The sequence below is a fragment of the Streptomyces sp. MBT53 genome (assembly GCF_016654115.1).
Classification (GTDB): domain Bacteria; phylum Actinomycetota; class Actinomycetes; order Streptomycetales; family Streptomycetaceae; genus Streptomyces.
In genome coordinates this window covers 66,780-92,735 of record NZ_JAEQAZ010000010.1, presented here as the reverse complement: position 1 = coordinate 92,735, position 25,956 = coordinate 66,780, and the positions used below count along the sequence as shown (strand labels likewise).

Genomic DNA, 25,956 nt, shown 5'->3' with positions numbered 1-25,956 from the left:
GAGGTGGGATCGGGTGTGGGAGCAGGTGTGTGAGCAGGCGCGGAAACGGGCGTGGGATCCGGCGGGAGGGAATCCGCTCCAGTCGGCCGCACCGAAGAACCGGGGACCTGCTCTCCCGCCCCCGACACCGCGGCAGCCCCTCCCCCGGCCCCTCGCAACAGAGTTGTCGGCGAGTCCGTCTCCGGCGCCTGCGCGACCGCTTCCAGCAGTCTGCGTGCCTGGTCGGCGTCGGGGCGGGACTCGGGGCGTTTGTCGAGGAGTTGGCGCAGGACGGGGGTGAGCGGTCCGGCGCGGTGGGGTTCCGGCAGGGGCTCGTCGACGATCGCCGTGAGCGTGGAGTACGTCGAGGTGCGGCGGAACGGTGAGGCGCCCTCGACGGCCGCGTACAGCGTGGCGCCCAGGGCCCAGACGTCGGAGGCCGGGCCGGGGTCGGCGCCCTGCGCGCGTTCGGGGGCCAAGTAGTCCAGGGAGCCGATGAGTTCGCCGCTGCGCGTGAGGTGCGTGGCGGAACCGTCTCCCGGGTCGTCCATGGTCGCTATGCCGAAGTCCGTGAGGACGACCCGGCCCGAGCGCTCCAGCAGGATGTTCCCGGGCTTCACATCGCGGTGCAGCACACCGGCGGCGTGGGCGGCCGCCAGCGCCTCCATCACCTTCGCGCCGATCCCCGCCGCCTCGCGCGGGTCGACGGGGCCGCGCTCCCCCAGCACGTCGTCCAGGGAGGGACCGTCGATCAGCTCCATGACGATCAGCGGGCGGCCGTCGACCTCCGCGATGTCGTGCACGGCGACGACACCGGGATGGCGGACCCGCGCCGCCGCCCGCGCCTCGCGCTGCATCCGCAGCCGCAGATCGGCGAGTTCGGGCGCGTAGTCGTCGGTGAAGGAGCGCAGTTCCTTGACCGCGACCTCACGGCCGAGAACCTCGTCGACGGCGCGCCAGACCACGCCCATGCCGCCGCGCCCGAGCCGGGCCACGACGCGATAGCGCCCGGCCAGCAGTCGGCCGACTCCGTCCACGCGTCCGCTCTCCCCCGAAGACACTGCCGCTCCGTTTCTGTGGCACAACCATGAACGCCGTACAGCCTACGGGGCGGCAGTGACAACAGGAGGGGGCGGCGACAGCTGTGACAGGTCCGCTACTTCGCGGACGCCGTCAGGTCACCCCGGCGGGGCGCGGCGAAGCCCTCCAGGTCCGTCCGGGTCAGCCCGGTCGCACCGGCCACCTCGGCGATGTCGAGCGCGCCGCAGTCCAGGCCGCGCAGCAGATAGCCGCTGAGGGCCTTGGCGGTCGCGGGTTCGTCCATGACGTCGCCGCCGGCCCGGTTGGCGTAGCGGGCGAGACGGGCGGCGGCCTGTTCGAAGCCCTCGCGGTAGAAGGCGAAGACGGCGGCGTAGCGGGTGGGAATGTGGCCGGGGTGCATGTCCCAGCCCTGGTAGTACGCGCGGGCCAGCGCCCGCCGGGTGAGGCCGTAGTGCAGCCGCCAGGCGTCGTGGACCCGGTCCGTCGGACCGACCGGGAGCACATTGGTGGAGCCGTCCGAGACGCGTACGCCCGTCCCGGCCGCCGCGACCTGCATGACGGCCTTCGCGTGGTCGGCGGCGGGGTGGTCGCTGGCCTGGTAGGCGGCGGAGACTCCGAGGCAGGCGCTGTAGTCGAAGGTGCCGTAGTGCAGGCCGGTGGCGCGGCCCTCGGCGGCCTGGATCATGCGGGCGACCGTGGCGGTCCCGTCGGTGGCCAGGATGGACTGGCTGGTCTCGATCTGTATCTCGAAGCCGATCCGGCCGGCGGCGAGCCCGTGTGCCTTCTCGAAGGCCTCCAGGAGTCGCACCATCGCGGTGACCTGCTCGGCGTAGGTCACCTTGGGCAGGGTCAGGACCAGCCCCTCGGGCAGTCCGCCGGCCGCCATCAGTCCCGTGAGGAAGATGTCGAGGGTGCGGATGCCCCGGTCGCGCACCGGCGCCTCCATGCACTTCATCCGGATGCCCATGTACGGCGCCGCCGTGCCCTTCTGGTACGCCTCTGCGATCAGGCGGGCCGCGCGGGCGGCGGCCTCGTCCTCCTCGGCGTCGGGGCGGGGGCCGTAGCCGTCCTCGAAATCGACCCGCAGGTCCTCGATGGGCTCGCGTTCCAATTTGGCCCGCACGCGCGCGTGGACGGGTTCGGCGAGTTCGTCGGAGAGGCCGAGGACGGCGGCGAAGGACGCGGCGTCGGGGGCGTGCTCGTCGAGGGCGGCGAGGGCGCGGTCGCCCCAGGTGCGAATCGTGTCGGCGGCGAAGGCGTCACCGGGGACGTAGACCGTGTGGACGGGCTGGCGGGTGCCGGGGTCGCCGGGGTAGCGGCGCTCCAGTTCGGCGTCGACCGATGCCAGGGAGGCGCTGATCTCCTCGCCGACCGCGCCCGCGAGGCTCGTCGCCACCTTCTCCTGCTCGCCCTGACCCATCCCACAGCCTCCAGGTTTCCGCTCTACGGAATCAACAATCCGTAGAGCGAAGTTATCCGTGGATCTTCCCGCCGGTCAACACCCTGTCCACGGGGTGAACCCACACCGTTCACTCCTGCCCCGAGGCCCTCTTCCGCCCGGCCCTCCGCCCCTTCATCCTGACTCCCAAGGGGAGGGGATGCACATGGCGACTGTCAGGACGGTGACGCGGCGCGCCGGGCTCACCACACTGGTGGCGGCCGCCGTCGCCCTGCCACTCATCGGAACCGCACGCTCCGGAACCGCCCGGAAGGAGACCCGTCTGCTGGACGTCATGACCTTCAACCTGCGCTACGCGAGCAGCGAGGAACCCAACAGCTGGAAGGTCCGCCGCCCGGTGATGCGCGACCTGCTGCTCCGCGCGGCCCCCGACATCATCGGCACCCAGGAGGGCCTCTACGCGCAGCTGCAGAACATCAAGCAGGATCTCGCACCGCACTACGACTGGATCGGCGGCGGCCGCAAGGGCGGCAGCTTCGACGAGGAGACGGCGATCTTCTACGACACCCGCCGGCTCGCCCCCGTCGAGTACGACCAGTTCTGGCTCTCCGACACGCCCTCGGTGATCGGCTCGAACACCTGGGGCGGCGACCACCCGCGCATCGCCACCTGGATCCGCTTCCGCGACCTCGGGGACGGCGGACGGCAGTTCTACGTCCTCAACACCCATCTGGACAACGCGAGTCAGTACGCGCGCGAGCGTGCCGCCACGCTCATCGCCGAGCGCCTCGCCCGTCTCGACCGCTCCCTGCCGCTCGTGGTGACCGGCGACTTCAACACCGCCGCGTACACCACCTCGGTCTACGAGACGATGCTGGGCGCCGGCCTCAAGGACACCTGGGACGCGGCGGCCGGGCGCGGGCCGCTGTACGGCACCTTCCACGGCTATCGCGCGCTGATCCCGAGCGGGAACCGCATCGACTGGATCCTGGTCAGCGAGGGGGTCACCGTGCGCCGTACGGCCATCGATACGTTCTCCGAGAACAGCCAGTTCCCCAGCGACCATCTGCCCGTGCAGTCCACGATCAGCCTGGGATGAGCGGCCCGGGACACGCCAAGGCCCCCACGACCACGCGGGTCGCAGGGGCCTGACGGCGCTTGTGGAGATCAGCCCTTGCGGGTGTTGATCTCCTCCGTGAGCTGCGGGACGACGTCGAAGAGGTCGCCGACCACGCCGTAGTCGACGAGGTCGAAGATCGGGGCCTCGGCGTCCTTGTTGACGGCCACGATCGTCTTCGAGGTCTGCATGCCCGCGCGGTGCTGGATCGCGCCGGAGATGCCGTTGGCGATGTAGAGCTGCGGGGAGACGCTCTTGCCGGTCTGGCCGACCTGGTTGGAGTGCGGGTACCAGCCGGCGTCGACGGCGGCGCGCGAGGCGCCGACGGCCGCGCCGAGGGAGTCGGCGAGGGCCTCGATGATCGAGAAGTTCTCCGAGCCGTTGACGCCACGGCCGCCGGAGACGACGATCGCGGCCTCGGTCAGCTCCGGGCGGCCGGTCGACTCGCGCGGGGTGCGCGCGGTGACCTTGGTGCCGGTGGCCTTGTCCGAGAAGGTGACCGCGAGGGCCTCGACCGTACCGGCGGCCGGGGCGGCCTCCACGGCGGCCGAGTTGGGCTTCACGGTGATGACCGGGGTGCCCTTGGAGACCCGGGTCTTGGTGGTGAAGGAGGCGGCGAACACCGACTGCGTGGCGACCGGGCCCTCGTCACCGGCCTCCAGGTCGGTGGCGTCGGTGATGATGCCGGAGCCGATGCGCACGGCCAGACGGGCGGCGATCTCCTTGCCCTCGGCGGAGGACGGCACCAGGACTGCGGCCGGGGAGACGGCGTCGTAGGCGGCCTGGAGGGCGTCCACCTTCGGTACGACGAGGTAGTCGGCGTACTCGGCGGCGTCGTGCGTGAGCACCTTCACCGCGCCGTGCTCGGCGAGCGCGGCGGCGGTGTTCTCGGCACCGGAGCCGAGGGCGACCGCGACGGGCTCGCCGATACGGCGGGCCAGCGTCAGCAGCTCCAGGGTGGGCTTGCGGACGGCGCCGTCCACGTGGTCGACGTAGACGAGAACTTCAGCCATGGGAATGGTCTCCTGCGTGCTTGCGAAGTCTGAGGGGCGATAAGCGAGTTGGGCCGTGGCCTTTGGGGCTAGATGAACTTCTGGCCCGCGAGGAACTCGGCGAGCTGCTTGCCGCCCTCGCCCTCGTCCTTGACGATCGTGCCGGCGGTGCGCGCGGGGCGCTGGGCCGCGGAGTCGACGGCGGTCCAGGCGCCCTCGAGGCCGACCTCGTCGGTGTCGATCTCCAGGTCGGAGAGGTCCCAGGCCTGAACCGGCTTCTTCTTGGCGGCCATGATGCCCTTGAAGGACGGGTAACGCGCCTCGCCCGACTGGTCGGTGACGGACACGACGGCCGGCAGGGAGGCCTCGAGCTGCTCGGAGGCGCTGTCGCCGTCCCGGCGGCCCTTGACGACGCCGTCCTCGATGGAGACCTCGGAGAGCAGCGTGACCTGGGGGACGCCCAGGCGCTCGGCCAGCAGGGCGGGGATCACACCGGCGGTGCCGTCGGTGGAGGCCATGCCGGAGACGACCAGGTCGAAGCCGGCCTTCTCGATCGCCTTGGCCAGCACCAGGGAGGTGCCGATGACGTCGGTGCCGTGCAGATCGTCGTCCTCGACGTGGATCGCCTTGTCGGCGCCCATGGACAGCGCCTTGCGCAGGGCGTCCTTGGCGTCCTCCGGGCCCACCGTCAGGACGGTGATCTCCACGTCGTCGTCCGAGTTCTCGGAGATCTGCAGCGCCTGCTCGACCGCGTACTCGTCGAGCTCGGAGAGCAGACCGTCCACGTCGTCCCGGTCGACGGTCAGGTCATCGGCGAAGTGCCGGTCGCCAGTGGCGTCGGGCACGTACTTCACAGTGACAACGATCCTCAAGCTCACGCCGGCTCTCCTACTGCATCGTCATTTTTCGGCTGCCTACTTCCAGGCAGCATAGGCGCCTTGAACGGCCGTTCCCGGTGCGGGCGGCCGGTGCTCCGAGCGAAATATTACTCGCCAGTACGCAGCACTACGCTCCCTCAGCAGATGCCCGCTAAGCAAGCGCTTTGAACTGTGACCTGTGCAACGCAGCGTAATCGGAACTCGACGCTTCCGCAGGGTGGCCCGTCACCCACCGGGAGTGGCCTCAGTCACGCAGGCCGTTGAAGCGCCCCTGGTGGTAGAGGAGCGGGCGGCCGGAGCCCGCGTGGTCACCGAGGACGACCTCGGCGATGACGATGCGATGGTCCCCTGCTGGCACGCGCGCGACGACCCTGCACACCAGCCAGGCGAGCACGCCGTCGAGGACCGGCACGCCCTCGGGCCCCTCGTGCCAGACGGTGGGCGCCCCGAACCGGTCGGCGCCGCTGCGGGCGAAGGTGGCGGCCAACTGCTCCTGGTGCTCGCCGAGTATGTGCACGCCGACATGGTCGGCCCCGGATATCGCGGGCCAGCTGGACGCGCCTGTGCTGATCCCGAAGGACAGCATCGGGGGCTGGGCCGAGACGGAGCTGAGGGAGGTGGCGGTGAAGCCGACCGGACCGGTCTCACCGTGCGCGGTGATCACCGCCACACCGGCGGCGTGCTGCCGGAAGACGGAGCGCAGCAGATCGGGAGAGGCGAGCTGAGAGGTGCCGAGATCGGGCGTGGCCGTCATGGGGCTGTCCTTCTTGGGGAGGCGACGAGCGGGACCGTGGCTGCTCAACAGCCCGGACAGCACGCGCTCGCGGTGCGTGCGAGGTCGACGTGCACCCGCCCGAAAAGAAGGAGTTCCGAAGGCATACAGTCAGGCTGACGATAGGTGGTGTGCACAGTCAAGTACGTTCCGGCATATGGGAGATGACTCACCGCTTCCGCCCGGATCGTCAAACCGCCTCCCCCAGGGCCGCGATGACATCCGCCTTGCGGGGGAGGCCGGTGGCGCGCCGCACGACCCGTCCGTCCGCGTCGAGCACCAGCACGGTGGGGGTCTTCAGGATGTCGAGTTCCCGCACGAGGTCCAGATGGTCCTCGGCGTCGATCTCGATGTGACGCACTCCGGGGACCATGCCGGCCACCTCGCCCAGCACCCGGCGCGTGGCCCGGCAGGGCGCGCAGAAGGCGCTGGAGAACTGCACCAGGGTGGCCCTCTCACCGAGGGCGCCGCCCAACTCCGTGGCGCCGAGCCGTTTTCCGCCGTCGCGCCCGCGCACCCGCACTCTCCCGCTCCGCCGCCGATGCAGCACTCCGTAGGCGCTCGCCACCGCGAGCACCGCCACGCACACCACGAGTCCGGTCATCCCCTGCTCCAGCGTTCACGAGACTGCAAAGATTCCCAGCACTACGAATCGTTTCCGCTGCGGAATCCTAGGTTCATGGACATCGATGTGAGAGGGCCGCGCTTCGGGGCGGCCCTGACGACCGCGGTACTGGCGGTCGTGCTGGTCACCGGCAGCTTCTGGCTGCTGGCCTGGCAGACCCTGGCGTTCGCGCTGGGCGCGGCGGGCGGCGTGGGCCGCTCACCGTACGGCTGGCTGTTCCGGAAGGCCGTACGGCCGCGGATCGGGCCGCCGACCGAGTTCGAGTCGCCGGAGCCGCCGCGGTTCGCGCAGGCGGTCGGGCTGGTCTTCGCCGGGGTGGGTCTGGTCGGTTTCGGCCTGGGACCGACCTGGCTGGGGCTCGCGGCGACCGGTGCCGCGCTCGCCGCCGCGTTCCTCAATGCCGCGTTCGGGTACTGCTTGGGGTGCGAGATGTACCTGCTCGTACGCCGGGTGACGGTTCGCGCAGAGTAAAGGAAATTTAAAAGTCCGAGGTGGATCAAGTGATGGACGTGACGAGGATCTCGCCGTTCTCCGGCACGAGGACTGGCCAGTCGTTCGTTCTTCGGGCACGATCTGCGCAATGCCGTAAACCTACGGCTGCGTAACTTTCCCGCCCGGAGAACCCCTTCAGGCAGAGAGAAGGGTCCACCCCGTCCATGGCTGAGCTTGTCTACCGCCCCGTCGTCGGTCTCGCCCAAACGTTGTTCAAGGTCTGGGACCTCAAGATCGACCTCAAGGGATCGGAGAACATTCCGCGCTCGGGCGGCGCTGTGCTGGTCAGCAACCACATCAGCTACCTGGACTTCATCTTCGACGGCCTGGCCGCCCTGCCGCAGAAGCGCCTGGTGCGCTTCATGGCGAAGGAGTCGGTGTTCCGGCACAAGATCTCCGGTCCGCTGATGCGCGGCATGAAGCACATCCCGGTGGACCGCAAGCAGGGCGAGACCGCCTACCAGCACGCGCTGGAGTCGCTGCGGTCCGGTGAGATCGTCGGCGTCTTCCCCGAGGCGACGATCTCGCAGTCCTTCACGCTGAAGAGCTTCAAGTCCGGTGCCGCGCGCATGGCCCAGGAGGCCGGCGTCCCGCTGATCCCGATGGCCCTGTGGGGCACGCAGCGGCTGTGGACCAAGGGCCACCCGAAGAACTTCAAGCGCAGCCACACCCCGATCACCATCCGGGTCGGCGAGCCGCTGGAGGCCCCGCAGGACCAGTACGCGGGCGCGATCACCCGTCGGGTGCGCGAGCGCGTCCAGGAGCTCCTCGAGGCCGCCCAGCGCGCCTATCCGGTGCGCCCCAAGGGTCCGGACGACACCTGGTGGATGCCGGCCCATCTCGGCGGCACCGCACCCACCGCCGAAGAGGTCAAGGCGGCCGAGGCTCGCTGAATCGTCACGCCGGGGCGTGGACGGTGATCCGCGCCCCGGGGCTGAACTTCTGCAGCAGTTCGGCGAGTTCGGCCCCCGCCCGCTCGACCTCGGCGACGGGCATCGGCGCCAGACTCTCCAACAGGAAGACGGCGGACGTCGATTCCTCCGTGAGCCTGGTGCGCGGCCCCTGCCGCCAGTTCCAGCGGCGGCAGGTGACTCCGACCGCGTCGGTCCACACCACCTCGCCCGCGTCGGGGTGTTCGACGACCTCCTCGCCGCCCGCGACGGTCACGAACTCCTCGCCCCCGGTGGCCCGTTGGAGGGTCATGCCGCCCTGGATCCGGTCGACGTCCTCACCACCCACGGGGATCAAGTACGCGACACTGATGGCGTTGTAGAGGTCGACCAGCACATTGATCCGGGGCAGTCCCGCGTCCGTGAGTGCCCTCTTGGCCAGCGCCTCGGCCGAGTTGCGGGTGCGCGACGGCTTCGACCCGAACGCCGTGTACACCTCGCGCCAGGCCGCCATGTGCGGGTCCTCGTGCGGGGCGCGACCGTCCAGCCGTACGGCCAGCCTGCGGGCCGCGTCGTCGAGGAGCGCCGAACTCGCTTCGGTGCTGGGCCCGTTGAATAGTCCGTCCGCCTCGATCACGACATGCGTGAAGCCGGGTGCGAGGGCGCGGACTTCGTCGGTCACGGTCAGGGTGAGCGTCATGAGGTGCCTCAGAGTGCGGTCGGGAGTGTCTGCCACAGGTGCGGCCGGTCGGGGGCGGCCTTCAGGGCGCTCAGGACGACCGGGTGCGGTTCAGCGTACAGGACCGGGTAGTCCAGCTCATTGAACTCCGGATCGGGTACGAAGGCCAGCCGCTCACCGTCGAGGGAGAACTGCGCGTCCACTCCCGGCTTGTTGCCGCGGGGATCCTGCCGGTGCCAGGCCCCGTTGAACCGCACGGCGACCAGCCCGTGCACCACGTCGAACTTCTGGTAGCAGAGCGCCGTAGGGATGTCCTCGGCCCGCAGCAGCGCGGCCAGCGCGTGCGCCTTGGCGTAGCAGATCCCGGTGCCCTGCTCCAGGACGTCGGAGGCCCGCCAGGTGACGCGCGGATCGCCGACGTCCTGCGAGTGGGGAATCTCGTCCCGCACGAACTCGAAGGCCAGCCGTGCATAGCCATACGAGTCCGCCGCACCCGCGGCGAGACGCGCGGCAGTCTCCCGGACGAGAGGATGGTCGTGGTCGATGACCTCGTCAGCTGCCAAGTAGGCGGACAGGTCGGGGGTGTTCTGGATCAGCTCCATGGATGGAGAGCATAGGAAAGCGATCACCCGAGAGTCAATGACTTTTCAGGCGACCGCATACCTATGCATCAATGCGAGAGCGTCGACTACCGCGCCATCTCCTCCTTGAGCGCCGCCACGAACGCGTCCACGTCGTCCTCGGTCGTGTCGAAGCCGCACATCCAGCGGACGTCACCGGCCGCCTCGTCCCAGAAGTAGAACCGGAAGCGCTCCTGAAGGCGCGTGCTCACGTCGTGCGGGAGACGGGCGAAGACTCCGTTGGCCTGCACCGGGTAGAGGATCTCCACACCGTGCACCGCGCGGACGCCCTCGGCGAGACGCTGGGCCATCTCGTTGGCATGGCGGGCGTTGCGCAGCCAAAGATCCTTGGCGAGCAACGCCTCCAACTGCACAGAGACGAAGCGCATCTTGGAGGCCAGCTGCATGGACAGCTTGCGCAGGTGCTTCATATGACTGACGGCGTCCTGGTTGATCACCACGACCGCCTCGCCGAAGATCGCGCCGTTCTTCGTCCCGCCCAGGGAGAGGATGTCGACGCCGACCGCGTTGGTGAACGTCCGCATGGGGACGTCCAACGAGGCCGCCGCGTTGGCTATCCGGGAGCCGTCGAGGTGGACCTTCATGCCACGCGCGTGGGCGTGGTCGCAGATCGCGCGGATCTCGTCGGGCGTGTAGAGGGTGCCGAGTTCGGTGCTCTGGGTGATCGAGACGACCTGCGGCATCGCCCGGTGCTCGTCGTCCCAGCCGAACGCCTGCCGGTCGATCAGTTCGGGCGTGAGCTTGCCGTCGGGCGTGGGCACCGTGAGCAGCTTCAGTCCGCCCATGCGTTCGGGGGCGCCGCCCTCGTCGACGTTGATGTGGGCGCTCTCGGCGCAGATCACCGCGCCCCAGCGGTCGGTGACCGCCTGGAGTGCCACGACGTTGGCGCCGGTGCCGTTGAAGACCGGGAAGGCCTCGGCCGTGGCGCCGAAGTGGCTGCGGATGATGCCCTGGAGGTGGTCGGTGTAGTCGTCCTCTCCGTAGGCGACCTGGTGGCCGCCGTTGGCAAGGGCGAGGGCGGCGAGCACCTCGGGGTGGGCGCCGGCGTAGTTGTCGCTGGCGAAGCCGCGGATCTCCGGGTCGTGGTGGCGCCGTGCGTCGGTCTTCGGAGGGTTCACGGCTTCTCGGTCAGCCACAGACGGTTTCCGTTCACTTCGGCGGCGGGCTTGTCCCAGACGCCGGCGATGGCCTCGGCGAGGTCCTTGACGTCGGTGAAGCCCGCGAACTTCGCGTTGGGGCGTTCGGCGCGCATCGCGTCGTGCACCAGTGCCTTCACCACCATGATGGCGGCGGCGGAGGTGGGCCCGTCCGCGCCCCCCGCCTTGCGGTAGCCGTCGGCCATGGCGAGGGTCCAGGCCTCGGCGGCGGCCTTGGACGCGGAGTAGGCCGCGTTCCCCGCCGTGGGCTTGCTGGCGCCGGCCGCGCTGATCAGCAGGTAACGGCCGCGGTCGCTGCGCTCCAGGCCGTCGTAGAAGGCCAGGGAGGTGTGCTGCACGGTGCGGATGAGCAGCTTCTCCAGCAGGTCCCAGTCGGCGAGGTCGGTCTCGGTGAAGGTGGCGCTGCCGCGCCAGCCGCCGACGAGGTGGACGAGGCCGTCGACGCGGCCGAAGTCCTTCTCGATGTGCGCGGCCCAGTCGCGGGTGGCCTGCGGGTCGAGCAGGTCGACGGTGTCGCCGACGACGGTGGCGCCGCCGTGCGCGTAGCGGGCCGCGTCCACGGCCTCCGCCAGCCTTTCGGGATGCGCGTCCGAGCCGACGACGGTCGCGCCCGCCTCCGCCAGTCGCAGCAGTACGGCGTGGCCGGCCGGCCCGCCCGCTCCGGCCACCGCGATCACCGCGCCGTTGAGCGCCCCGTTCCCCATGGTCCTCGCCTCCTGAGCCACTTCGGTCGTACGGTCGCTCACGCGGCGATCCGCTCGGCACTCTCCGCCGTGATGCCCCGGGTCGAGGCGATCACGTTCTTGAGCTTCTTGGAGAGGGCCTCATAGAACATGCTCAGCGGAAACTCGTCCGGAAGCACGTCATCCACGAGTTTCCGCGGCGGCTGGCTCAGGTCCAGGGCGTCGGGACCCTTGGCCCACTTGGAGCCGGGGTGCGGGGCGAGGTAGGTGGCGACCAGGTCGTAGGCCTTGAACCAGTGGACGAGCTTGGGGCGGTCGATGCCCGCGCGGTAGAGATCCTCGATCTCGGCGCACAGCTGGTTGGTGACCTCGGGGGCGCGCTGCCAGTCGATGTGCAGCTTGTTGTCGGTCCAGCGGACGACGTCGTGCTTGTGGAGGTAGGCGAAGAGGAGCTGGCCGCCGAGTCCGTCGTAGTTGCGGACGCGCTCGCCCGTGACCGGGAAGCGGAACATGCGGTCGCAGAGGACCGCGTACTGCACGTCACGGGCCTGCGGGACGCCGTCGGCCTCCAGCTTCACGGCCTCCTTGAAGGCGGTGAGGTCGCAGCGCAGTTCCTCCAGGCCGTACATCCAGAACGGCTGGCGCTGCTTGATCATGAACGGGTCGAAGGGCAGGTCGCCGTGGCTGTGGGTGCGGTCGTGGACCATGTCCCACAGGACGAAGGCCTCCTCGCAGCGCTTCTGGTCGTCGACCATCGTGGCGATGTCCTCGGGCAGTCGCATGCCGAGGATCTCCACGGCGGCCTCGGTGACCCGGCGGAAGCGGGCGGCCTCGCGGTCGCAGAAGATCCCACCCCAGGAGAATCGTTCCGGCGCCTGGCGCACGGCGATGGTCTCCGGGAAGAGCACGGCCGAGTTGGTGTCGTAGCCGGTCGTGAAGTCCTCGAAGGTGATGCCGCAGAACAGCGGGTTGTCGTAGCGGGTCGCCTCCAGCTCGGCCAGCCAGTCGGGCCAGACCATGCGCAGGACGACCGCTTCGAGGTTGCGGTCCGGGTTGCCGTTCTGCGTGTACATCGGGAAGACGACCAGGTGCTGGAGTCCGTCCCGGCGGTTCGCGGCGGGCTGGAAGGCCAGCAGCGAGTCGAGGAAGTCGGGCACCTGGAAGCCGTCGGCTGCCCACTGCCCCAGGTCCCTGACCAGAGCGGCGTGATACGCGGCATCGTGCGGCAGCAGCGGGGACAGCTCCTCGACGGCACCCGTCACCCGGCGTACGGCGAACTCGACCTCCGCGCGGTCCGGGGCGCCCTCGGCCGCGAAGTCGATCGACCCGTCCTTGGTCTGCCATGGCCGGATCCGCTCCACGGCATCCTTGAGCACGGGCCATGCCGGATGCTCCACCACCCTGGTCACGGGAGGAACCTGCTCCTCCGAACCCACCTGCACAAGAATTTCCGTCATGTCACTTCCTCCACGGGAGAACCCAGCGTATGGAAACCGTATACATATGTGGTTTCTCCCAGCAAGGGGATCATCGGGAAATTATCCTGCCGACCCCTGCTCGTGACCGAACTTTTTCCTGCCGGAAACCGTGAAGGCCGCCGATGAGCCATCGCGCGGCTACCCAGGGAGCGGGGCGTCGAAACCGGCCACTGGTCAATCGCCGAGGGACTCGCCCACCCCGGAGTGACCGTCCCCGCCGGTGCCGCGCAGGTCGGCCGCGCCCGTCTCCCCGATCCTCCGTGTACGCGCGGGTCCAACGCCGGGCCCGGCCGTTAGGCTGCGGCTCTGCCGCGTGGACGCCGATGTCCGGCCGCGCCCACGCGCGCGTGCCGAGCCGCCGTCGACGGAAGCGAGTCGAACCTTGAACTTCCTCACCATCGGTCACCGCGGAGTCATGGGTCTCGAACCCGAGAACACTCTCCGTTCCTTCGTCGCCGCCGAGCAGGGCGGCCTCGATGTCATCGAACTCGATCTGCATCTGAGCAGGGACGGCGCCCTCGTCGTCATGCACGACGCCGACGTGGACCGTACGACCGACGGGACCGGTCCGATCGCCGAGCGGACCCTCGACGAGCTGCGCACCCTGGACGCGGGCCGCGGCGAGCGCGTACCCACCTTCGAGGAGGTGCTGGACGCCGTCCGGTCACCGCTCCAGGCCGAGATCAAGGATCTGGCCGCGGCGCGGGCGCTGGCCGAGGTCATGCACCGGCGGGACCTGGTCGGACGGGTCGAGGTGTCCTCGTTCCACGACGAGGCGATCACCGAGATCGCCCGCCTGGTGCCGGGCGTACGCACCGCGCTGATCGCGAGCCGCTTCGGCCCCGACGTGGTGGAGCGGGCCACCGAGGCCGGTGCCGAAACGGTCTGCCTCAACATCCGCAGGCTGACCCTGGAGGTCGTCGAGGCGGCCCGCAAGGCGGACCTGAAGATCATCGGCTGGGTGGTGAACACCCAGGACCAGCTGCGGCTCGTACGCGCCCTGGGCCTGGACGGCGCGACCACCGACTACCCGGAGATCAAACGCACGGGCCGCTTCACGGCGTGAGGACTACGCCAGTTCCTTGACCAGCAGCTCGAACTGCAGGTCGTCGCGCTGCGGAATGCCGAACCGCTCGTCGCCGTACGGGAACGGGGTCATCCGGCCCGTACGGCGATAGCCGCGACGCTCGTACCAGGCGATGAGGTCGTTCCGTACGGAGATCACGGTCATGTGCATCTCCCCCACCCCCCAGCTCTCCTTGGCGGCGCGCTCGGCCTCCGCGATGATGACCTTGCCGAGGCCGCCGCCCTGGAGCTGCGGGCTGACCGCGAACATCCCGAAGTAGGCGTGGTCGCCGCGGTGTTCGAGCTGGCAGCAGGCGACGACCTGGCCGTCGCGCTCGACCACCAGCAGCCGGCTGTCGGGCGACTTGACGACCGCGAGCACGCCTTCGGGATCGGTCCGCTGCCCTTCCAGGATGTCCGCCTCGGTGGTCCACCCGGCCCGGCTGTCGTCACCCCGGTAGGCCGACTCGATCAGCACGACGAGGGCGTCCACATCGGCGTCGGTGGCGTCGCGGAAGGTCAGTCCGGTAGCGGCGGTGTCCATGGTGCACAACTCCGATCAGGGCGCGGCTCAGGCAGAGACGAGGGTAACCCGCCCCCGACGGCTAGGGCCTGTCCGGCGGAGGAGGGCGCCGACGCGGTGGGGGCACCTCCCGGCCGAAGGCTGGGGGACGTCGGCAACCGACGACAACGCCGCAGATGGGCGTGCCAGACCCCGCGTCTCCGACATGAGCCGCCGGACAGGCCCTAGGCTCCGGCCGCATGGTGCACGTACTGAGCAGCCGTATCCTGCTGCGCCCGACCGATCCCGACCGCTCCCGCGCCTTCTACGGCGAGCAACTCGGGCTGTCCGTCTACAGGGAGTTCGGCACGGGGGTGGAGCGCGGGACCGTCTACTTCCTGGGCGGCGGATTCCTGGAGGTCTCCGGACACTCCACCACCCCACCCTCACCCGCCGTACAACTGTGGCTGCAGGTGGCGGACGCGGGGGCCGCGTACGAGGAGTTGCGGGCGAAGGGGGTCGAGATCGTACGGCCGCCGGTGAAGGAGCCCTGGGGGCTGGTGGAGATGTGGGTGGCGGACCCGGACGGGACGCGGATCGTGCTGGTGGAGGTGCCGGCGGATCATCCCCTGCGGTACCGGCCGGGGATCTAGGCGTACGGCCCCCACGGCGGCCTCCCGTGCCGGTTGGCCGGGGGCGCGGCCCGGGCTTAGCGTGCTGGAAGGGGTACTTCCTGCGGAAGGAACGCCATGAAGCTCGACAGGCCGGTGACCGGCGGACCCTGCTGGGTCGAGCTCGGGACCAGTGACCTAGAGGCGGCCAAAGGGTTCTATGCCGACGTGCTCGGCTGGCGCCCGGAGACCGATCCCCGGCAGGAGGCGGGCGGCTACACGGTCGCGCACGTCGGGGACGCGGCGGTCGCCGGTCTGACGCCCCTGTTCCAGGAGTCGCAGCCGGTGGCGTGGAATGTGTCGTTCGCGGTGGCGGACGCCGACGCGACCGCGGAGCGGGTGCGTACGGCGGGCGGGACGCTGCTGATGGAACCGGCCGACGTGTTCGACATCGGGCGCTTCGCGGTCGCCCTGGACCCGGGCGGAGCCGCGTTCCAGATGTGGCAGGCACGAACCTTCCCCGGCGCCGGGCTGTTCAACTCACCCGGCGCGCTGGGCTGGGTGGAGCTGCTGACGCGGGCGCCCGAGCGGGCCGAGACCTTCTACACGAGCGTGTTCGGCTGGACCGTCCGGCCCTCGGCGCACTACCCGCAGTGGGGCATCGACGGCGCCGACTTCGGCGGCATGATGGCGATGGACGACAAGTTCCCGCCCCAGGTGACTCCGCACTGGCTGCCGTACTTCGCGGTGACCGACGTCCACGCGACCGCCGCCGCGACGACTTCGGCGGGCGGCGCGGTTCTCATGGAGCCCCATTCCGTCGGCGACGTACGACGGATCGCGGTGCTGCGGGATCCTCAGGGGGCGGTGTTCGGGGTGCACGCGGCGAGCGGGGAGGGCTGAACCCGTTCACCCGCCCGCCGTCAGGCCAGCCGTGTCACCGTCACCTGGTCGATCACCGGCGCGTACGCGGAGCGTTGACCGTACGGGTTCCTGGACTTGCCGTCGTGGTCCGGGAGTTCGTCGGCGGTGAAGGTGAGGGTGTTGGCGCCCTCGTCGAGGGTCACGGGGACGGTCAGGTCGTGGAAGTTGTTGAAGTGGAAGGTCGTGGGGAACAGGACGCGCTGCGGGGCGGCCCCGTTGACCGCGATGTCCGCGTGGCGGCAGACCGGGTCCGGGTTGTAGTGGGTGGCGGGCGCCTGCTCGCCGTTGGAGTAGCGGATCGTGATCGCGTACCGGCCGGCCCGCTCCGCCGTCACGGTGAAGGTGAGGGCGTTCGCCGGTCCGGCGCCGATGCCGTCGACCGCCTTGCCGCCGGTGGCGAACGTGTGGGCGCCGGTGACCCGGGCACCGCCGGTCGTGATGCCCTCCTCGGCCGGGTACGTCGCGGCGGGCAGGAGGCCGCGTGACGGCGCCGTCCGCAGGCGGTCCAGGACGAGGTCGTCCGAAGTGGCGGTGACAGTGACCTTGTTGATGCCCGACACGAGGAAGAGGGAACGTGGGGATCGTTCAACAATCCCTACGTTCTCTCCGTTGATCGTCAACTCGCCCTCCCCTGGCCCGATCCGATCGACGGTCACCGTTGCCTCCCCGCCGTCCGCCGCGTGCACCCAGAAGGTGGCGGTGCCACCCCGCGGCAGTACGGCGACACCGGGGCCGGAGGCTCCTCGGATCGTGTGGTCGACGCGGGCGCCATCCCCCAGGGCGGCGAACTCGGCGTCGTACACCGCGGACCCGCTCACCTCGTCGTCGCGGAGGGCGAGGTCGAGCTTGTCGACGACCGCGTCGCCCCGCGTGACACCGAGGTCGGCGTCCTGGGCGGCAAGGGTGATGGTGTGCGCGCCGGCGGTCAGCTCGACCTGGGTGTCGGTGTGGCCCCACACCGCCCACTTGTAGCCGAGCGGAAGGCGGAGTTCGCGCGGGTCGCGGCCGTCGACGCGGAGAAAGACGTTCGTGGGTCCCTGCTCGCGCACCGCGTCGGCCAGGTTGTACGAGTTGGCGAAGACGCTCACGTCGTACGTCCCGTCCTGCGGGACCTCGACAGAGAAGGCGAGCACGCCGTCGGAGCCGGTGCGGAGTCCGCCCACGTGGTAGCCGGTGGACGTGGCGAACTTGTCGACGTCGGACGGCGATCCCTCGGGCCCGTTCAGGGACCGCCCGCCACCGAGGTAGGTCGCGTCCTCGGCCTGGTACGTCCGCCGCCAGCCGACCGAGGGCGGCAGCGCCACGGCCCCCTCGCCGCCCGGGGACAGGATCACCTGGTAAGCCGACATCTCCTCCAGGTCCGTCAGACGCAGCGTCACTTTCCCGTCCACGACGGGGAGTTGACCGTCATAGAGCCGCAACGGCTGCGCGGAGGCGCCGACTTGACCCGTCCAGGGGATCTCCAGGAGCCGCGCGTGAACGGTCGCACCGAAGACCTCGGGGTCGACGTGCTCGAACACGACGTCCGCCGGACCGCCCGCGCCGCCGAACAGCACCCGCGCCTGCCGCTTGTCCGGGTCGAGCACGGCGACGCCCTGGAGCGTGTACTGCACGTTCGGGTGGGGCGCGGTGACCCGGACGGTGTGGCCGGTGAACTGGCCGTAGGCGTTGAACAGCCACCACTGTCCGTTGCCCTTGTCGGCCTCGACCGCCGAGTCGTTGAGGTTGCCGTCGATGTTCCAGTACGCCATGTCGGCGTCGACCTTGGACTCCTCGATGGCGGCGATCCACTGGATCATCTGTCCCGGGACGGACAAGTGGTAGTTGTGGGCGTACTCGTTGATGTTGACGGGGAGCGGGCCGATGCCCAACTCCCGTTCCAGGGCACGGTACTTGGCGACGTTCGTGCGGATCTCGTCCGGCGAGGACAGCTCGTGCCAGGTGACGATGTCGGGGAGTACGCCCTCGGCCTCGGCGAACTCCAGGAAGCCCTTGACCTCGTCGTACAGCTCGCAGGTGTTGGGGCCGGCGATGCGCGCGTCGGGGTCGAGGCTCTTGATCAGGTGGTAGATGTCCCGCCAGGCGGTGAAGTAGGCGCGCGGGTCGGTGCGCCAGGAGGTCCCGTCGTAGCTCCACTCCTCCGTGCCGAACATGTTGCCCTCGGGCTCGTTGAACGGCACGTACACGACATGGGACCGGTACTCGCCGAACGCCAGCACCTGCTCGACGTGCCTGCGGACGCGTGCCGTGAAGTCGGCGAGGCGCTCGGGTCCGGTGGCGCCGGGCCATTCGTAGGGGAAGCCGCGGTAGATGTCGGTCAGGTAGACGTAGACGTCCTTGCCGCCGGCCTCGACGAAGGGGCGCAGTATCTCCAGGGCGTCGGCGCCCGGGTGCTGGGTGCCGTCCTGGGCCTTGGTGGAGACCGTGCGGACGTACATGCCCTCGACGACGTTGCGGCTAGGGACGCCGTCGCCGTAGAGGCCGTAGAGCGTGCCGCTCGCGCCTCCGTGGAAGGGGCCCGTGTCGGTGCCGAGGTCGATCGTGAGTGTCTCCGGGGTGGAGGCTTCGGCTGCCACGGCATCAATCCCTTGTTCGGCATGTCGTACGACAGTCGGCGTCCCGAACCGACCTGGTCGAACGTAGGGAGATCACGCTCCTCACGTCAACGGTCCGCCGCCACCCACCTGCGGCGACTCAGACGCGCAGGACGCCCAGCCGGCCTTCCAGCTGGACCAGCAACTCGCCGAGCAGTGTGGCGAGTTCGCCCTGTCCGGGGGTGTCGAGACCGGCGAGCACGGTGGTCTCGTAGGCGAGCTGCTCGGGCAGGATCGCGTCGACGAGTTCGCGGCCGGTGTCCGTCAGGCGGACATGCGCGACACGGCGGTCGCGGGTGTCGCCGCGGCGCTCGACCAGTCCGCGTTCGGTGAGCTGCTTGAGGCGCTTGGTGACGGCGGCCCCGGAGGAGAAGGTCTCCCTGGTCAGCTCGCTCGGCGTCAGCTCGTGTCCGGTGCGGCGGAGCGCGCCGAGCAGATCGAACTCCGGGCGGCTGAGCCCGGCCCTGCGCAGCGGCGCGTCCTCGGCCTGCTGGAGCAGGGCGGCACACCGGTTGATGCGGCCGATGATCTCCATCGGACCGGTGTCGAGATCGGGGTGCACGGCCTGCCACTGGCCGACGACGGCGGCGACGGTGTCGTGGCGGGGCGCGCTCTGTGAGGGGTCGTGCCGGGCCGTATCCGGAGAGGCACCGTTTCGGTCCGCCGGCCGTCCGTTCATTGACGTCATCCCCGTACGCCCTCCGTCTTCCTGCCCGTGCGCCGATCCGCGGTCGGCCAGGAGCGCGGCCCCCGGCGTCGTACCGTCGCGGCGAGCGTACGGTGTCCGGACTGCTCGGCGAGCACGACCCGCTCCTGGGGCAGGGCGCGCTGCCACCACTCGCCGGACGCGGCGTCGACGGTGGCACGCAGTTCGACCAGCGCGGCGGCGAGCGCGCGGTGCGCGGAATCCAGGGCTCCGGGGGCGGGAACGGGCTCGCCCAGGAGGCGCACGGCCCGCCCTCGCGCCCCTTCGACCGCCGCCAGCGCCTCCTCGATACGGTCGCTCGCGCGCCGGTTGGTGACGACGGCCGCGGCCACGAGGCCGACCAGAGCGCCGACGAGGGTGTCCACGACCCGCTCGGTGATCAGTTCCCCGGGCTGCTGGGTCCGGGCGAACTCGGTGATGAGCAGTGCCATCGGGGTCACACAGACGCTGCCGAGCCAGTAGTTGCGGCCGATCAGCGCCTCGGCACCGAAGTTGAACGCGAGGCAGCAGAGCACGAGGACCGCCGGATGGGAGTGCGCGAGCGGGGCCACCCCGGCGAAGACGAGCACACCCAGGAGGTTGCCGACGACCCGCTGTACTCCCCGGCCCCAGGTGAGGGTGATGTTGGCCTGGTAGAGGGAGGCGGCGGTGACGAGGGCCCAGTAGGGGCGGCCGACGCCGAGGGCCAGGGAGGCGTATCCGGCGAGGGCGCACCCGATCGCCGTGCGCAGCACGAGGGGGCCGAGTGGGCCGAGCCTGGTCCACAACGGGCGTGTGGGGGCGGCGAGTTCGGCGTCCACGCCGATCAGTTCGGCTACGGCATCCACCGGGTCGTCGGCCCCTGGGACCGGTCCCCTGCCGCGCAGTTCGCGGGCCCAGGTGCGCAGCGGCTCCGGGTCGGTGTCCGCAGGCGCGGCGAGGGCGACCTCGGCGCGGACGACGAGACGTTCGAGGGCGCGGCGGGGCCCGGTGCGGGCGCCGGTGGCGAGCAGGGACTGCCAGGCCGCCTGGACGGCCGCCGCCGTGGCGGCACGCGCGCGTGCGTGGCCGTCGCCGGTGCCGTGGGTGGCGGCGTACACGGCGGCGGCGTCCAGCGCCTGGGCCGTGGCACGGCGCTCGGGTCCGTACGGCCGGACCAGGCCGGGGGCCATGCCGACGAGCCACGCCCAGACGCCCGCTACGGCGGCGAGCGCGAGGTGACCGGGGATCTGGGCGAGCGTCTGCGGTGCGAAGAGCGAGGCGGAGCTGATGAAGGTGAGGACGACGTTGCCGGGCGGACCGATCCGGGTCGCGTCGCACAGGCCCTTCTGTACGGCGGCCAGGGCGGCGCCGACCGTGACCAGCACGACGGCGTTCGTGGTGAGCGAGGCGGTGACCAACGCGACCGCGAGACCGCCGATCATCCCGAGCACCACCCACACCAGGGCGCGGGCCCGGGCGGCGTAGGGCTTGTTGTGGGCGTAGAGCGCGCACAAGGAGCCGGCCATCGTGTACATCGCCAGGTCGAGGCGGCCCAGAGCGAGCAGGGTCAGGTTGGGCGGAGCGACCGAGGCGACCACGCTGAGCGCGGGCTTGAACCAGATGTCGGATGGCCTGCCGAGGCGGAGCACACCGGCGAGCGGAAGGCGTCGGACGCGCGGGGTGGGGACGGGGGTCGCACTGCTCATGGAGAACAAGTTTAGCAGGTGTTTTACTCATGAAATAGTTACGCGAACACGCCTCCGACCTGCCGCACTCCGTCGAGTGCTCCCCATGTACACCGTTGCGCTCGATTGCGCCCCGTGCGGCACGGGCAACCTGTGACCGATCGTCTACGAAGAGTGAGAACCGGGGCCGAACGGGGGGATGCGCATGCACGGACCGGCTTCGCCAGGCTGGCTGCTGGTCGCGCTCTGCGCCGCGACCGGGGCCTACTGCCTGCTGCGGATGCGCAGCCCCGTCGAGGAACAGCGACGGGCCGCCGGCGGCGAGGCCCTGATGGGCTTCGGGATGGCCGCGATGGCCGTGCCGGCCGCGGTGTTCGCGCCGCCGCCGTGGGCCTGGCCCGGCTACGCGGCGGTGTTCGGCGCGGCGGCGCTGCGCGCCCTGTGGACCGCGCGCAGGAGCCCGCACCATGTGCACCATCTGCTGGGCACCGCCGCCATGGTCTACATGGCCCTCGTGATGAGCGCCTCCCCCGGTCACCACCATGAGCACGAGGGCTCCGGAGTCCCGCTCGTGACCGGTGTGTTGCTCCTCTACTTCGTGGGATACGTGCTGCTGTCGGGCATACGACTGGTGCCTGTCACCGGCGCGGCCATCGGCGACGGCGGGAGTGTCGGGTGGGGCGACCGGCCGGAGTTGGCCCGGGCGTGCCGGCTGTCCATGGGGATCGCCATGGTCGCGATGCTGCTGACGCTCTGAGGATCCGGGCATCCAGGAATCCGGGGCACTGTACGAAATCGTGGTCTGCGTCACTTTGCCGTGACAAGCCGTACCCCTGATCACCGCGGCGCTCATAGGGTGCTCCCATGATGGTCCCCGCGGCACTGTTGCTGCTCGGCGCCTTGGCCGCCGTCGTCGCCCCACGGCTGCTCGCCCGGGCCGACTGGCCGGACCATGAGCCGGTGCTCGCGCTGTGGGTGTGGCAGTGCGTCGTGGCGGCCGTCCTCCTGTGCTGCGCCCTGTCGATGACACTGAGCGCCGCCGCCGCGTGGCAGGCGGTGCGCGGCCATGTCTTCGCCAACGCCCCGCACGCCGTTCTGGACGCCTATCCCCTTATGACGAACGGGCCTTGGGCCGCGGCGACCGCGGTGGCCCTCGCGTGCGGCGGCGCGTGGACGGTGGCGATGCTGGTCCGCGAGGTCGTACGGGCCCGGTCGCGCCGTCGGCGGCGAAGGGCCGAACTCCTGGTGCGCGCACCGCTGTTGCCCGGCGAGGAGCCGGGTGCCGAGCCGCTGGTCGTGCTGGAGGGCGAGCGGCCGGACGCGTGGTGGATGTCCGGTCCCGCGCCTCAACTGGTCATCACCACAGCCGCGTTGCGCCGGCTGAAGGGGCGGCAGCTGGACTCCCTGCTCGCCCACGAGCAGGGGCACGCGCAGGCCCGGCACGACTGGCTGCTGCACTGTTCGGCCGCGCTGGCGACCGGGTTCCCGCAGGTTCCGGTGTTCGCCGCGTTCCGGGACGAGATGCACCGCTTGGTCGAACTCGCCGCCGACGACATGGCGTCCCGCCGCTTCGGCCGCCTCACGACCGCGCTCGCGCTCGTCGAACTCAACGAGGACCGTGGGGTGTTCGGGCCCTGTCCGACCCCGCACGCCCATGTCCCGCAGCGGGTGCACCGGTTGCTCGCGCCCCAGGACCGGCTCACGCCGACCCGCCGCCTGGGACTGACCGCCACGGCGGCGCTGGTGCCGGTGATTCCGGTGCTGGTGGCGTTCGTACCGGGGCTGCGGGCGCTCGGCTGAGGTCCACGTAGATCGGCATGGAGTGGACTGGATCGGTGAGGATCGTTGCATGCACTGTCCGCCCCGCCCGAGTCGCCTGCACACCACCCTCGCCGCCCTGACCCTTTGCTCTGCGCTGCTCCTCACCCTGGTCGCGGTCGAGTGGCGTCCGCTGATCGACCTCGACGGCCGGATCGCCGTAACGACGCACCGTTGGGCGGTCGAGGACCACGCCGTGACGCGGGTGTGCCGCATCCTGACGGACTGGGTCTGGGACCCCCTCACCCTGCGCCTTGTATGTGCGGCCACCATGGTGTGGCTGGTGTGGCGGCGCTCCGCATGGTGGACGGCACTGTGGCTGGCGGCCACATGTGCGCTCGGCACACTGCTGCAGCAGGCCCTGAAGGCACTGGTCGGCCGGTCCCGCCCGGTGTGGCCGGACCCCGTCGACTCCGCGCACTACGCTGCCTTCCCCTCGGGCCACGCCATGACCGCCACGGTGGTCTGCGGCCTCCTTCTGTGGCTGCTCCACCACCACGGCGCCGGACGTGTTGTGTGGCGTACGGCCATGGCTGTCGCCGTGATCTGCGTGGTGGGCGTGGGACTGACCCGTGTGTGGCTGGGTGTGCACTGGCCGTCGGACGTGTTGGGCGGCTGGGTTCTCGGTGCGCTCGTGGTGACGGTGGCTGTCGGTGTGTACGAGCGGCAGTGGGGTGCGAAGGGCTGAGTAAGATCACCGCATGAACGCCGTGCTCTTCGACTTCTCCGGAACCCTCTTCCGCATCGAGTCCGCCGAGTCCTGGCTGCGTGCCGTACTGCGGGAGAGCGGGATCGCGCTGCCCGAGCCGGAGTTGGTCGAGGCGGCGCGGGCGCTGGAGTCGGCGGGGGCGATGCCGGGTGGGGCGCAGCCGGAGCAACTGCCCGCGGAGTTCGCCGAGATGTGGGCGATCCGGGACCGGAGTGCGGAACTGCACCGGGCCGCGTACACCGGCGTCTCCCGCCAAGTCGCGCTCCCCGAACCGGCGTTGCACGACGCGCTCTACGACCGGCACATGACGCCGGCCGCCTGGACGCCGTACCCGGACGCGGAATTCGTGCTGCGTACCCTGCGCGAGCGTGGCATCGCCGTGGGCGTGGTGAGCAACATCGGCTGGGATCTGCGGCCGGTGTTCCGCGAGCACGGCCTCGACACCTACGTGGACGCGTATGTGCTGTCGTACGAACACGGCATTCAGAAGCCGGACCCGCGGCTGTTCGCGGTCGCCTGCGAGGCGCTCGGGGTCGAGCCGAAGGACGTGCTGATGGTCGGGGACGACCGACGCGCGGACGGCGGAGCGGCGGCCCTGGGGTGCGGGGTGCACTTCGTGGACCACCGCCTGGTGACCGAACGGCCGGACGCCCTGCGCCCCGTGCTTGATCTGGTCGGTCAGCGCTGAGCCGGGGTCGGCTCCAGAAGTCCAGGAGCCGACCCCGCCCGCAGGGTCACCCCTGATACCCCTCCACCTCGGACTCCGGGCGCACCCGCGCCTCGTCCGGGTTCTCGCCGAACTCCACCTTGGCGCGGCGCTGCCTCAACAGGTCCCAGCACTGGTCGAGTTCGCGCTCCAGCTGGCCGAGGCGCTGGTGCTCCGTGGTGCTGTCGATCGCGCCGGAGGCGAGGGCCTCGCGAAGCTTGCGCTCGTCGTCGACCATCTCGTTGATCCGCGCGAAAATCTGCTGGTCCTGGTCCATGCCCGTGCGCCTCCTCGGCTCGTCACCCGTGCCCACTCTAGGGACGGATCACGTGCCGTGCGACAGATGTGCGAGAAGGCGGCGCCGGACGCCGGGCCAAAGGTCGCCCGAGGTAACCATTGGGGTGAAAAGGAGCCGCCCGCCTGAGACGATCCCCCGCGTCGCCCCAGACGGACGGCAGCATTCGACGGGCCCTCGCGACGGGGACCCGTACGTCCTGAGTATAGTTGGCTGATAGCCAGTCAACGCAGGAGTTACAGCATGTCCCCGCGAAGCGCCTCGGTCAATGAAGAGTTGCGACGGCGTTCCCGGGAGCGGCTTCTGCAGGCGGCGGTCGAGCTGGTCGGTGAGCGCGGCTTCGAGGCCACGACCTTGGGTGACATCGCGGACCGGGCCGGCTCGGCGCGCGGACTGGTGTCGTACTACTTCCCCGGAAAACGCCAGCTCGTGCAGTCCGCCGTGCATCGGCTGATGCACCGGACGCTGGAAGAAGCGCTGGAGCGCGAGCCGCGCACCACCGACGAGCGGGAGCGCATGGCGCGGGCCATCGACGCGATCCTGGGCCTCGCGCACGACCGGCCCGTGCTCATGCGCCAGCACATGGCCGGACTGCTCCAGGGCGAGGGCTTCGTGCAGTGCCCGGAGCAGCGGCGCCTGGCCGAACTGCTCGGCGAGACGATCGCGCGGTACAAGTCGGGGAACGACCCGTCCGACTACCCGATGCTGCGGGCCCTCCTCATGGGCGCGGTCTACGCGGCGCTCGTGCCCGGGGTACCGATGCCGATCCCGGTGCTGCGCACCGAGCTGTTCGAACGGTACGGGCTCGACTGGGAGTTGGGGGTCCCACCCGAAACCGGCAGCACACCGGGCGCGGCAGCGGACATGGACCTTTCACGGTTCTTCGCGACGGACGACCGGTCGACGGACCAGCATCCTGCGGAGCCCACCGGCGCATAGCCCAGCCGTCGCCCCAACTCACCGGCTCAACGCCTCGCATGACGAGGCGTCAGATAGCCCGCATCACGCGCCTGGGAGATGAGCCGGAGAGAGCGGCGCCGACTGTGTCCGGTCGCGCACATCACCGCGAGGACCGGATCGACGCCCTCCTCCTGCGCGGCGCGGTACTCCTGGGCGACCAGCCACCGCCCCTCGATGCCACGCGGCCAGGGCGGCCGGGCCCGGCGCGCCACGCCCGACTCGACCCCCTCGTCCCCTTCGTACCCAGGCCCTGACTCCAGGCCACAGGCCTCGAAGAGCGGTCCCTCGATCCAGTCGGCCAGCACCGTCAAGTCGTCGAGGGACAGGGCTGGTTGGGCCCGCACGTCCTCGACGGAGACGCTCTGGTCGGAGACCACGGCGAGCGCGTCGACCCGGGCGCCGTCGGTGAAGGCCAGCCGGACGTGGAACCACGAGGTGGCTCCGTCGTGCTCCTGCACTTCCCACGCGGGCCACACGGACACCGCGCCGTCCTCCGGGCAGCGATCGGAAAGATTAACAAAGGATGCTTCTAGCACACACGCAACGTAACCGCATGATCACATTCCATACGAACGGACACGCGCGCCCCCGTCTCGT

The 25,956-nt window shown here is 70.5% G+C and carries 29 protein-coding genes; 11 read left to right on the top strand and 18 right to left on the bottom strand.

Annotated features, from left to right (window positions below):
- Together JHN45_RS06275 and JHN45_RS06270 are read right to left on the bottom strand one after the other, a co-directional pair.
- Window positions 1-1,040: serine/threonine-protein kinase (locus JHN45_RS06275; RefSeq protein ID WP_307783044.1), on the bottom strand; the 1,040-nt coding region annotated here is incomplete at its 3' end.
- Between the two features lie 95 nt (window positions 1,041-1,135).
- Window positions 1,136-2,440 (bottom strand): aldolase/citrate lyase family protein, encoded by a 1,305-nt coding sequence (locus JHN45_RS06270; protein ID WP_201048335.1) that lies wholly within the window; start codon window positions 2,438-2,440, stop codon window positions 1,136-1,138.
- 184 nt (window positions 2,441-2,624) lie between these two features.
- Here JHN45_RS06270 and JHN45_RS06265 point away from each other — a divergent pair, with 184 nt between their 5' ends.
- On the top strand, window positions 2,625-3,518 hold the full coding sequence (locus JHN45_RS06265; protein WP_201048334.1) for an endonuclease/exonuclease/phosphatase family protein: 894 nt from the start codon (window positions 2,625-2,627) through the stop codon (window positions 3,516-3,518).
- 68 nt (window positions 3,519-3,586) lie between these two features.
- Here the strand turns inward: JHN45_RS06265 and JHN45_RS06260 are convergent, their stop codons facing one another.
- The 5 genes from JHN45_RS06260 to JHN45_RS06245 form a co-directional block, all read right to left on the bottom strand.
- Window positions 3,587-4,549 carry an electron transfer flavoprotein subunit alpha/FixB family protein gene (locus JHN45_RS06260; protein WP_200711509.1) on the bottom strand — a complete coding sequence of 321 codons (963 nt, stop codon included), beginning with the start codon at window positions 4,547-4,549 and terminating at the stop codon, window positions 3,587-3,589.
- 68 nt (window positions 4,550-4,617) lie between these two features.
- Complete coding sequence (locus JHN45_RS06255) at window positions 4,618-5,406, bottom strand: electron transfer flavoprotein subunit beta/FixA family protein (protein ID WP_201048333.1); 789 nt, start codon at window positions 5,404-5,406, stop codon at window positions 4,618-4,620.
- Between the two features lie 244 nt (window positions 5,407-5,650).
- A complete protein-coding gene (locus tag JHN45_RS06250) occupies window positions 5,651-6,160 on the bottom strand; it encodes a flavin reductase family protein (protein WP_201048332.1) in 510 nt (169 codons plus the stop codon).
- Window positions 6,161-6,204: 44 nt separating this feature from the next.
- Window positions 6,205-6,285: a putative leader peptide gene (locus JHN45_RS54645; RefSeq protein ID WP_374195593.1), complete on the bottom strand. Its 81-nt coding sequence runs from the start codon at window positions 6,283-6,285 to the stop codon at window positions 6,205-6,207.
- Window positions 6,286-6,368: 83 nt separating this feature from the next.
- On the bottom strand, window positions 6,369-6,782 hold the full coding sequence (locus JHN45_RS06245) for a thioredoxin family protein (protein ID WP_201048331.1): 414 nt from the start codon (window positions 6,780-6,782) through the stop codon (window positions 6,369-6,371).
- A 75-nt stretch (window positions 6,783-6,857) separates the two neighbouring features.
- Between JHN45_RS06245 and JHN45_RS06240 the strand changes: the two genes are divergently transcribed.
- Together JHN45_RS06240 and JHN45_RS06235 are read left to right on the top strand one after the other, a co-directional pair.
- Window positions 6,858-7,274 carry a DUF4395 domain-containing protein gene (locus JHN45_RS06240; protein ID WP_200711505.1) on the top strand — a complete coding sequence of 139 codons (417 nt, stop codon included), beginning with the start codon at window positions 6,858-6,860 and terminating at the stop codon, window positions 7,272-7,274.
- A gap of 185 nt (window positions 7,275-7,459) precedes the next feature.
- Window positions 7,460-8,188, top strand: a complete 729-nt coding sequence (locus tag JHN45_RS06235) for a 1-acyl-sn-glycerol-3-phosphate acyltransferase (protein WP_201048330.1) — start codon at window positions 7,460-7,462, stop codon at window positions 8,186-8,188.
- A gap of 4 nt (window positions 8,189-8,192) precedes the next feature.
- On the opposite strand, the gene JHN45_RS06230 is transcribed toward JHN45_RS06235, so the two are convergent.
- The 5 genes from JHN45_RS06230 to JHN45_RS06210 all read right to left on the bottom strand — a co-directional run bounded on the left by JHN45_RS06230 (window position 8,193) and on the right by JHN45_RS06210 (window position 12,802).
- A complete protein-coding gene (locus tag JHN45_RS06230) occupies window positions 8,193-8,885 on the bottom strand; it encodes a B3/4 domain-containing protein (protein ID WP_201048329.1) in 693 nt (230 codons plus the stop codon).
- Between the two features lie 8 nt (window positions 8,886-8,893).
- Entirely contained in the window at window positions 8,894-9,466 is a 573-nt protein-coding gene (locus JHN45_RS06225; protein ID WP_200711502.1) for a transglutaminase domain-containing protein, read from the bottom strand.
- A gap of 86 nt (window positions 9,467-9,552) precedes the next feature.
- The gene (locus JHN45_RS06220; protein ID WP_200711501.1) at window positions 9,553-10,623 is read right to left on the bottom strand and encodes a low specificity L-threonine aldolase; all 1,071 of its coding nucleotides are present in this window, start codon (window positions 10,621-10,623) and stop codon (window positions 9,553-9,555) included.
- Complete coding sequence (locus JHN45_RS06215; RefSeq protein WP_200711513.1) at window positions 10,620-11,366, bottom strand: SDR family NAD(P)-dependent oxidoreductase; 747 nt, start codon at window positions 11,364-11,366, stop codon at window positions 10,620-10,622. The genes JHN45_RS06220 and JHN45_RS06215 overlap by 4 nt, the downstream gene beginning before the upstream one ends.
- 38 nt (window positions 11,367-11,404) lie before the next feature.
- On the bottom strand, window positions 11,405-12,802 hold the full coding sequence (locus JHN45_RS06210) for a DUF6421 family protein (RefSeq protein WP_200711500.1): 1,398 nt from the start codon (window positions 12,800-12,802) through the stop codon (window positions 11,405-11,407).
- 403 nt (window positions 12,803-13,205) lie between these two features.
- Here JHN45_RS06210 and JHN45_RS06205 point away from each other — a divergent pair, with 403 nt between their 5' ends.
- Window positions 13,206-13,889, top strand: coding sequence for a glycerophosphodiester phosphodiesterase family protein (locus JHN45_RS06205; protein WP_201048328.1), 684 nt, complete (start codon window positions 13,206-13,208; stop codon window positions 13,887-13,889).
- Between the two features lie 3 nt (window positions 13,890-13,892).
- Here JHN45_RS06205 and JHN45_RS06200 read toward each other — a convergent pair whose 3' ends face one another.
- Entirely contained in the window at window positions 13,893-14,432 is a 540-nt protein-coding gene (locus JHN45_RS06200) for a GNAT family N-acetyltransferase (RefSeq protein WP_200711498.1), read from the bottom strand.
- 218 nt (window positions 14,433-14,650) lie between these two features.
- Between JHN45_RS06200 and JHN45_RS06195 the strand changes: the two genes are divergently transcribed.
- Both JHN45_RS06195 and JHN45_RS06190 read left to right on the top strand, forming a co-directional pair.
- Window positions 14,651-15,043 carry a VOC family protein gene (locus JHN45_RS06195; protein ID WP_201048327.1) on the top strand — a complete coding sequence of 131 codons (393 nt, stop codon included), beginning with the start codon at window positions 14,651-14,653 and terminating at the stop codon, window positions 15,041-15,043.
- 96 nt (window positions 15,044-15,139) lie between these two features.
- Window positions 15,140-15,904 carry a VOC family protein gene (locus JHN45_RS06190; RefSeq protein WP_200711496.1) on the top strand — a complete coding sequence of 255 codons (765 nt, stop codon included), beginning with the start codon at window positions 15,140-15,142 and terminating at the stop codon, window positions 15,902-15,904.
- A 20-nt stretch (window positions 15,905-15,924) separates the two neighbouring features.
- On the opposite strand, the gene JHN45_RS06185 is transcribed toward JHN45_RS06190, so the two are convergent.
- From JHN45_RS06185 to JHN45_RS06175, 3 genes are all read right to left on the bottom strand, one after another.
- Window positions 15,925-18,501 carry a cellulosome protein gene (locus JHN45_RS06185; RefSeq protein WP_201048326.1) on the bottom strand — a complete coding sequence of 859 codons (2,577 nt, stop codon included), beginning with the start codon at window positions 18,499-18,501 and terminating at the stop codon, window positions 15,925-15,927.
- A 118-nt stretch (window positions 18,502-18,619) separates the two neighbouring features.
- Window positions 18,620-19,207 carry a MarR family winged helix-turn-helix transcriptional regulator gene (locus JHN45_RS06180; protein WP_201048325.1) on the bottom strand — a complete coding sequence of 196 codons (588 nt, stop codon included), beginning with the start codon at window positions 19,205-19,207 and terminating at the stop codon, window positions 18,620-18,622.
- Entirely contained in the window at window positions 19,204-20,892 is a 1,689-nt protein-coding gene (locus JHN45_RS06175) for an FUSC family protein (protein ID WP_201048324.1), read from the bottom strand. The genes JHN45_RS06180 and JHN45_RS06175 overlap by 4 nt, the downstream gene beginning before the upstream one ends.
- Before the next feature lie 184 nt (window positions 20,893-21,076).
- On the opposite strand from JHN45_RS06175, the gene JHN45_RS06170 reads away from it, so the two are divergent.
- The 4 genes from JHN45_RS06170 to JHN45_RS06155 all read left to right on the top strand — a co-directional run bounded on the left by JHN45_RS06170 (window position 21,077) and on the right by JHN45_RS06155 (window position 24,086).
- Window positions 21,077-21,628, top strand: coding sequence for a DUF5134 domain-containing protein (locus tag JHN45_RS06170; RefSeq protein WP_201048323.1), 552 nt, complete (start codon window positions 21,077-21,079; stop codon window positions 21,626-21,628).
- Window positions 21,629-21,735: 107 nt separating this feature from the next.
- Complete coding sequence (locus JHN45_RS06165; RefSeq protein WP_200711491.1) at window positions 21,736-22,671, top strand: M56 family metallopeptidase; 936 nt, start codon at window positions 21,736-21,738, stop codon at window positions 22,669-22,671.
- Window positions 22,672-22,720: 49 nt separating this feature from the next.
- On the top strand, window positions 22,721-23,377 hold the full coding sequence (locus tag JHN45_RS06160) for a phosphatase PAP2 family protein (RefSeq protein WP_200711490.1): 657 nt from the start codon (window positions 22,721-22,723) through the stop codon (window positions 23,375-23,377).
- 13 nt (window positions 23,378-23,390) lie between these two features.
- A complete protein-coding gene (locus JHN45_RS06155; RefSeq protein WP_201048322.1) occupies window positions 23,391-24,086 on the top strand; it encodes an HAD family hydrolase in 696 nt (231 codons plus the stop codon).
- A gap of 46 nt (window positions 24,087-24,132) precedes the next feature.
- On the opposite strand, the gene JHN45_RS06150 is transcribed toward JHN45_RS06155, so the two are convergent.
- Entirely contained in the window at window positions 24,133-24,381 is a 249-nt protein-coding gene (locus JHN45_RS06150) for a DUF2630 family protein (RefSeq protein ID WP_093630547.1), read from the bottom strand.
- Window positions 24,382-24,642: 261 nt separating this feature from the next.
- Between JHN45_RS06150 and JHN45_RS06145 the strand changes: the two genes are divergently transcribed.
- Window positions 24,643-25,338 (top strand): TetR/AcrR family transcriptional regulator, encoded by a 696-nt coding sequence (locus JHN45_RS06145; protein WP_200711488.1) that lies wholly within the window; start codon window positions 24,643-24,645, stop codon window positions 25,336-25,338.
- A gap of 26 nt (window positions 25,339-25,364) precedes the next feature.
- Here the strand turns inward: JHN45_RS06145 and JHN45_RS06140 are convergent, their stop codons facing one another.
- Entirely contained in the window at window positions 25,365-25,841 is a 477-nt protein-coding gene (locus tag JHN45_RS06140; RefSeq protein ID WP_200711487.1) for a DUF6214 family protein, read from the bottom strand.
- Window positions 25,842-25,956 lie beyond the last annotated feature (115 nt).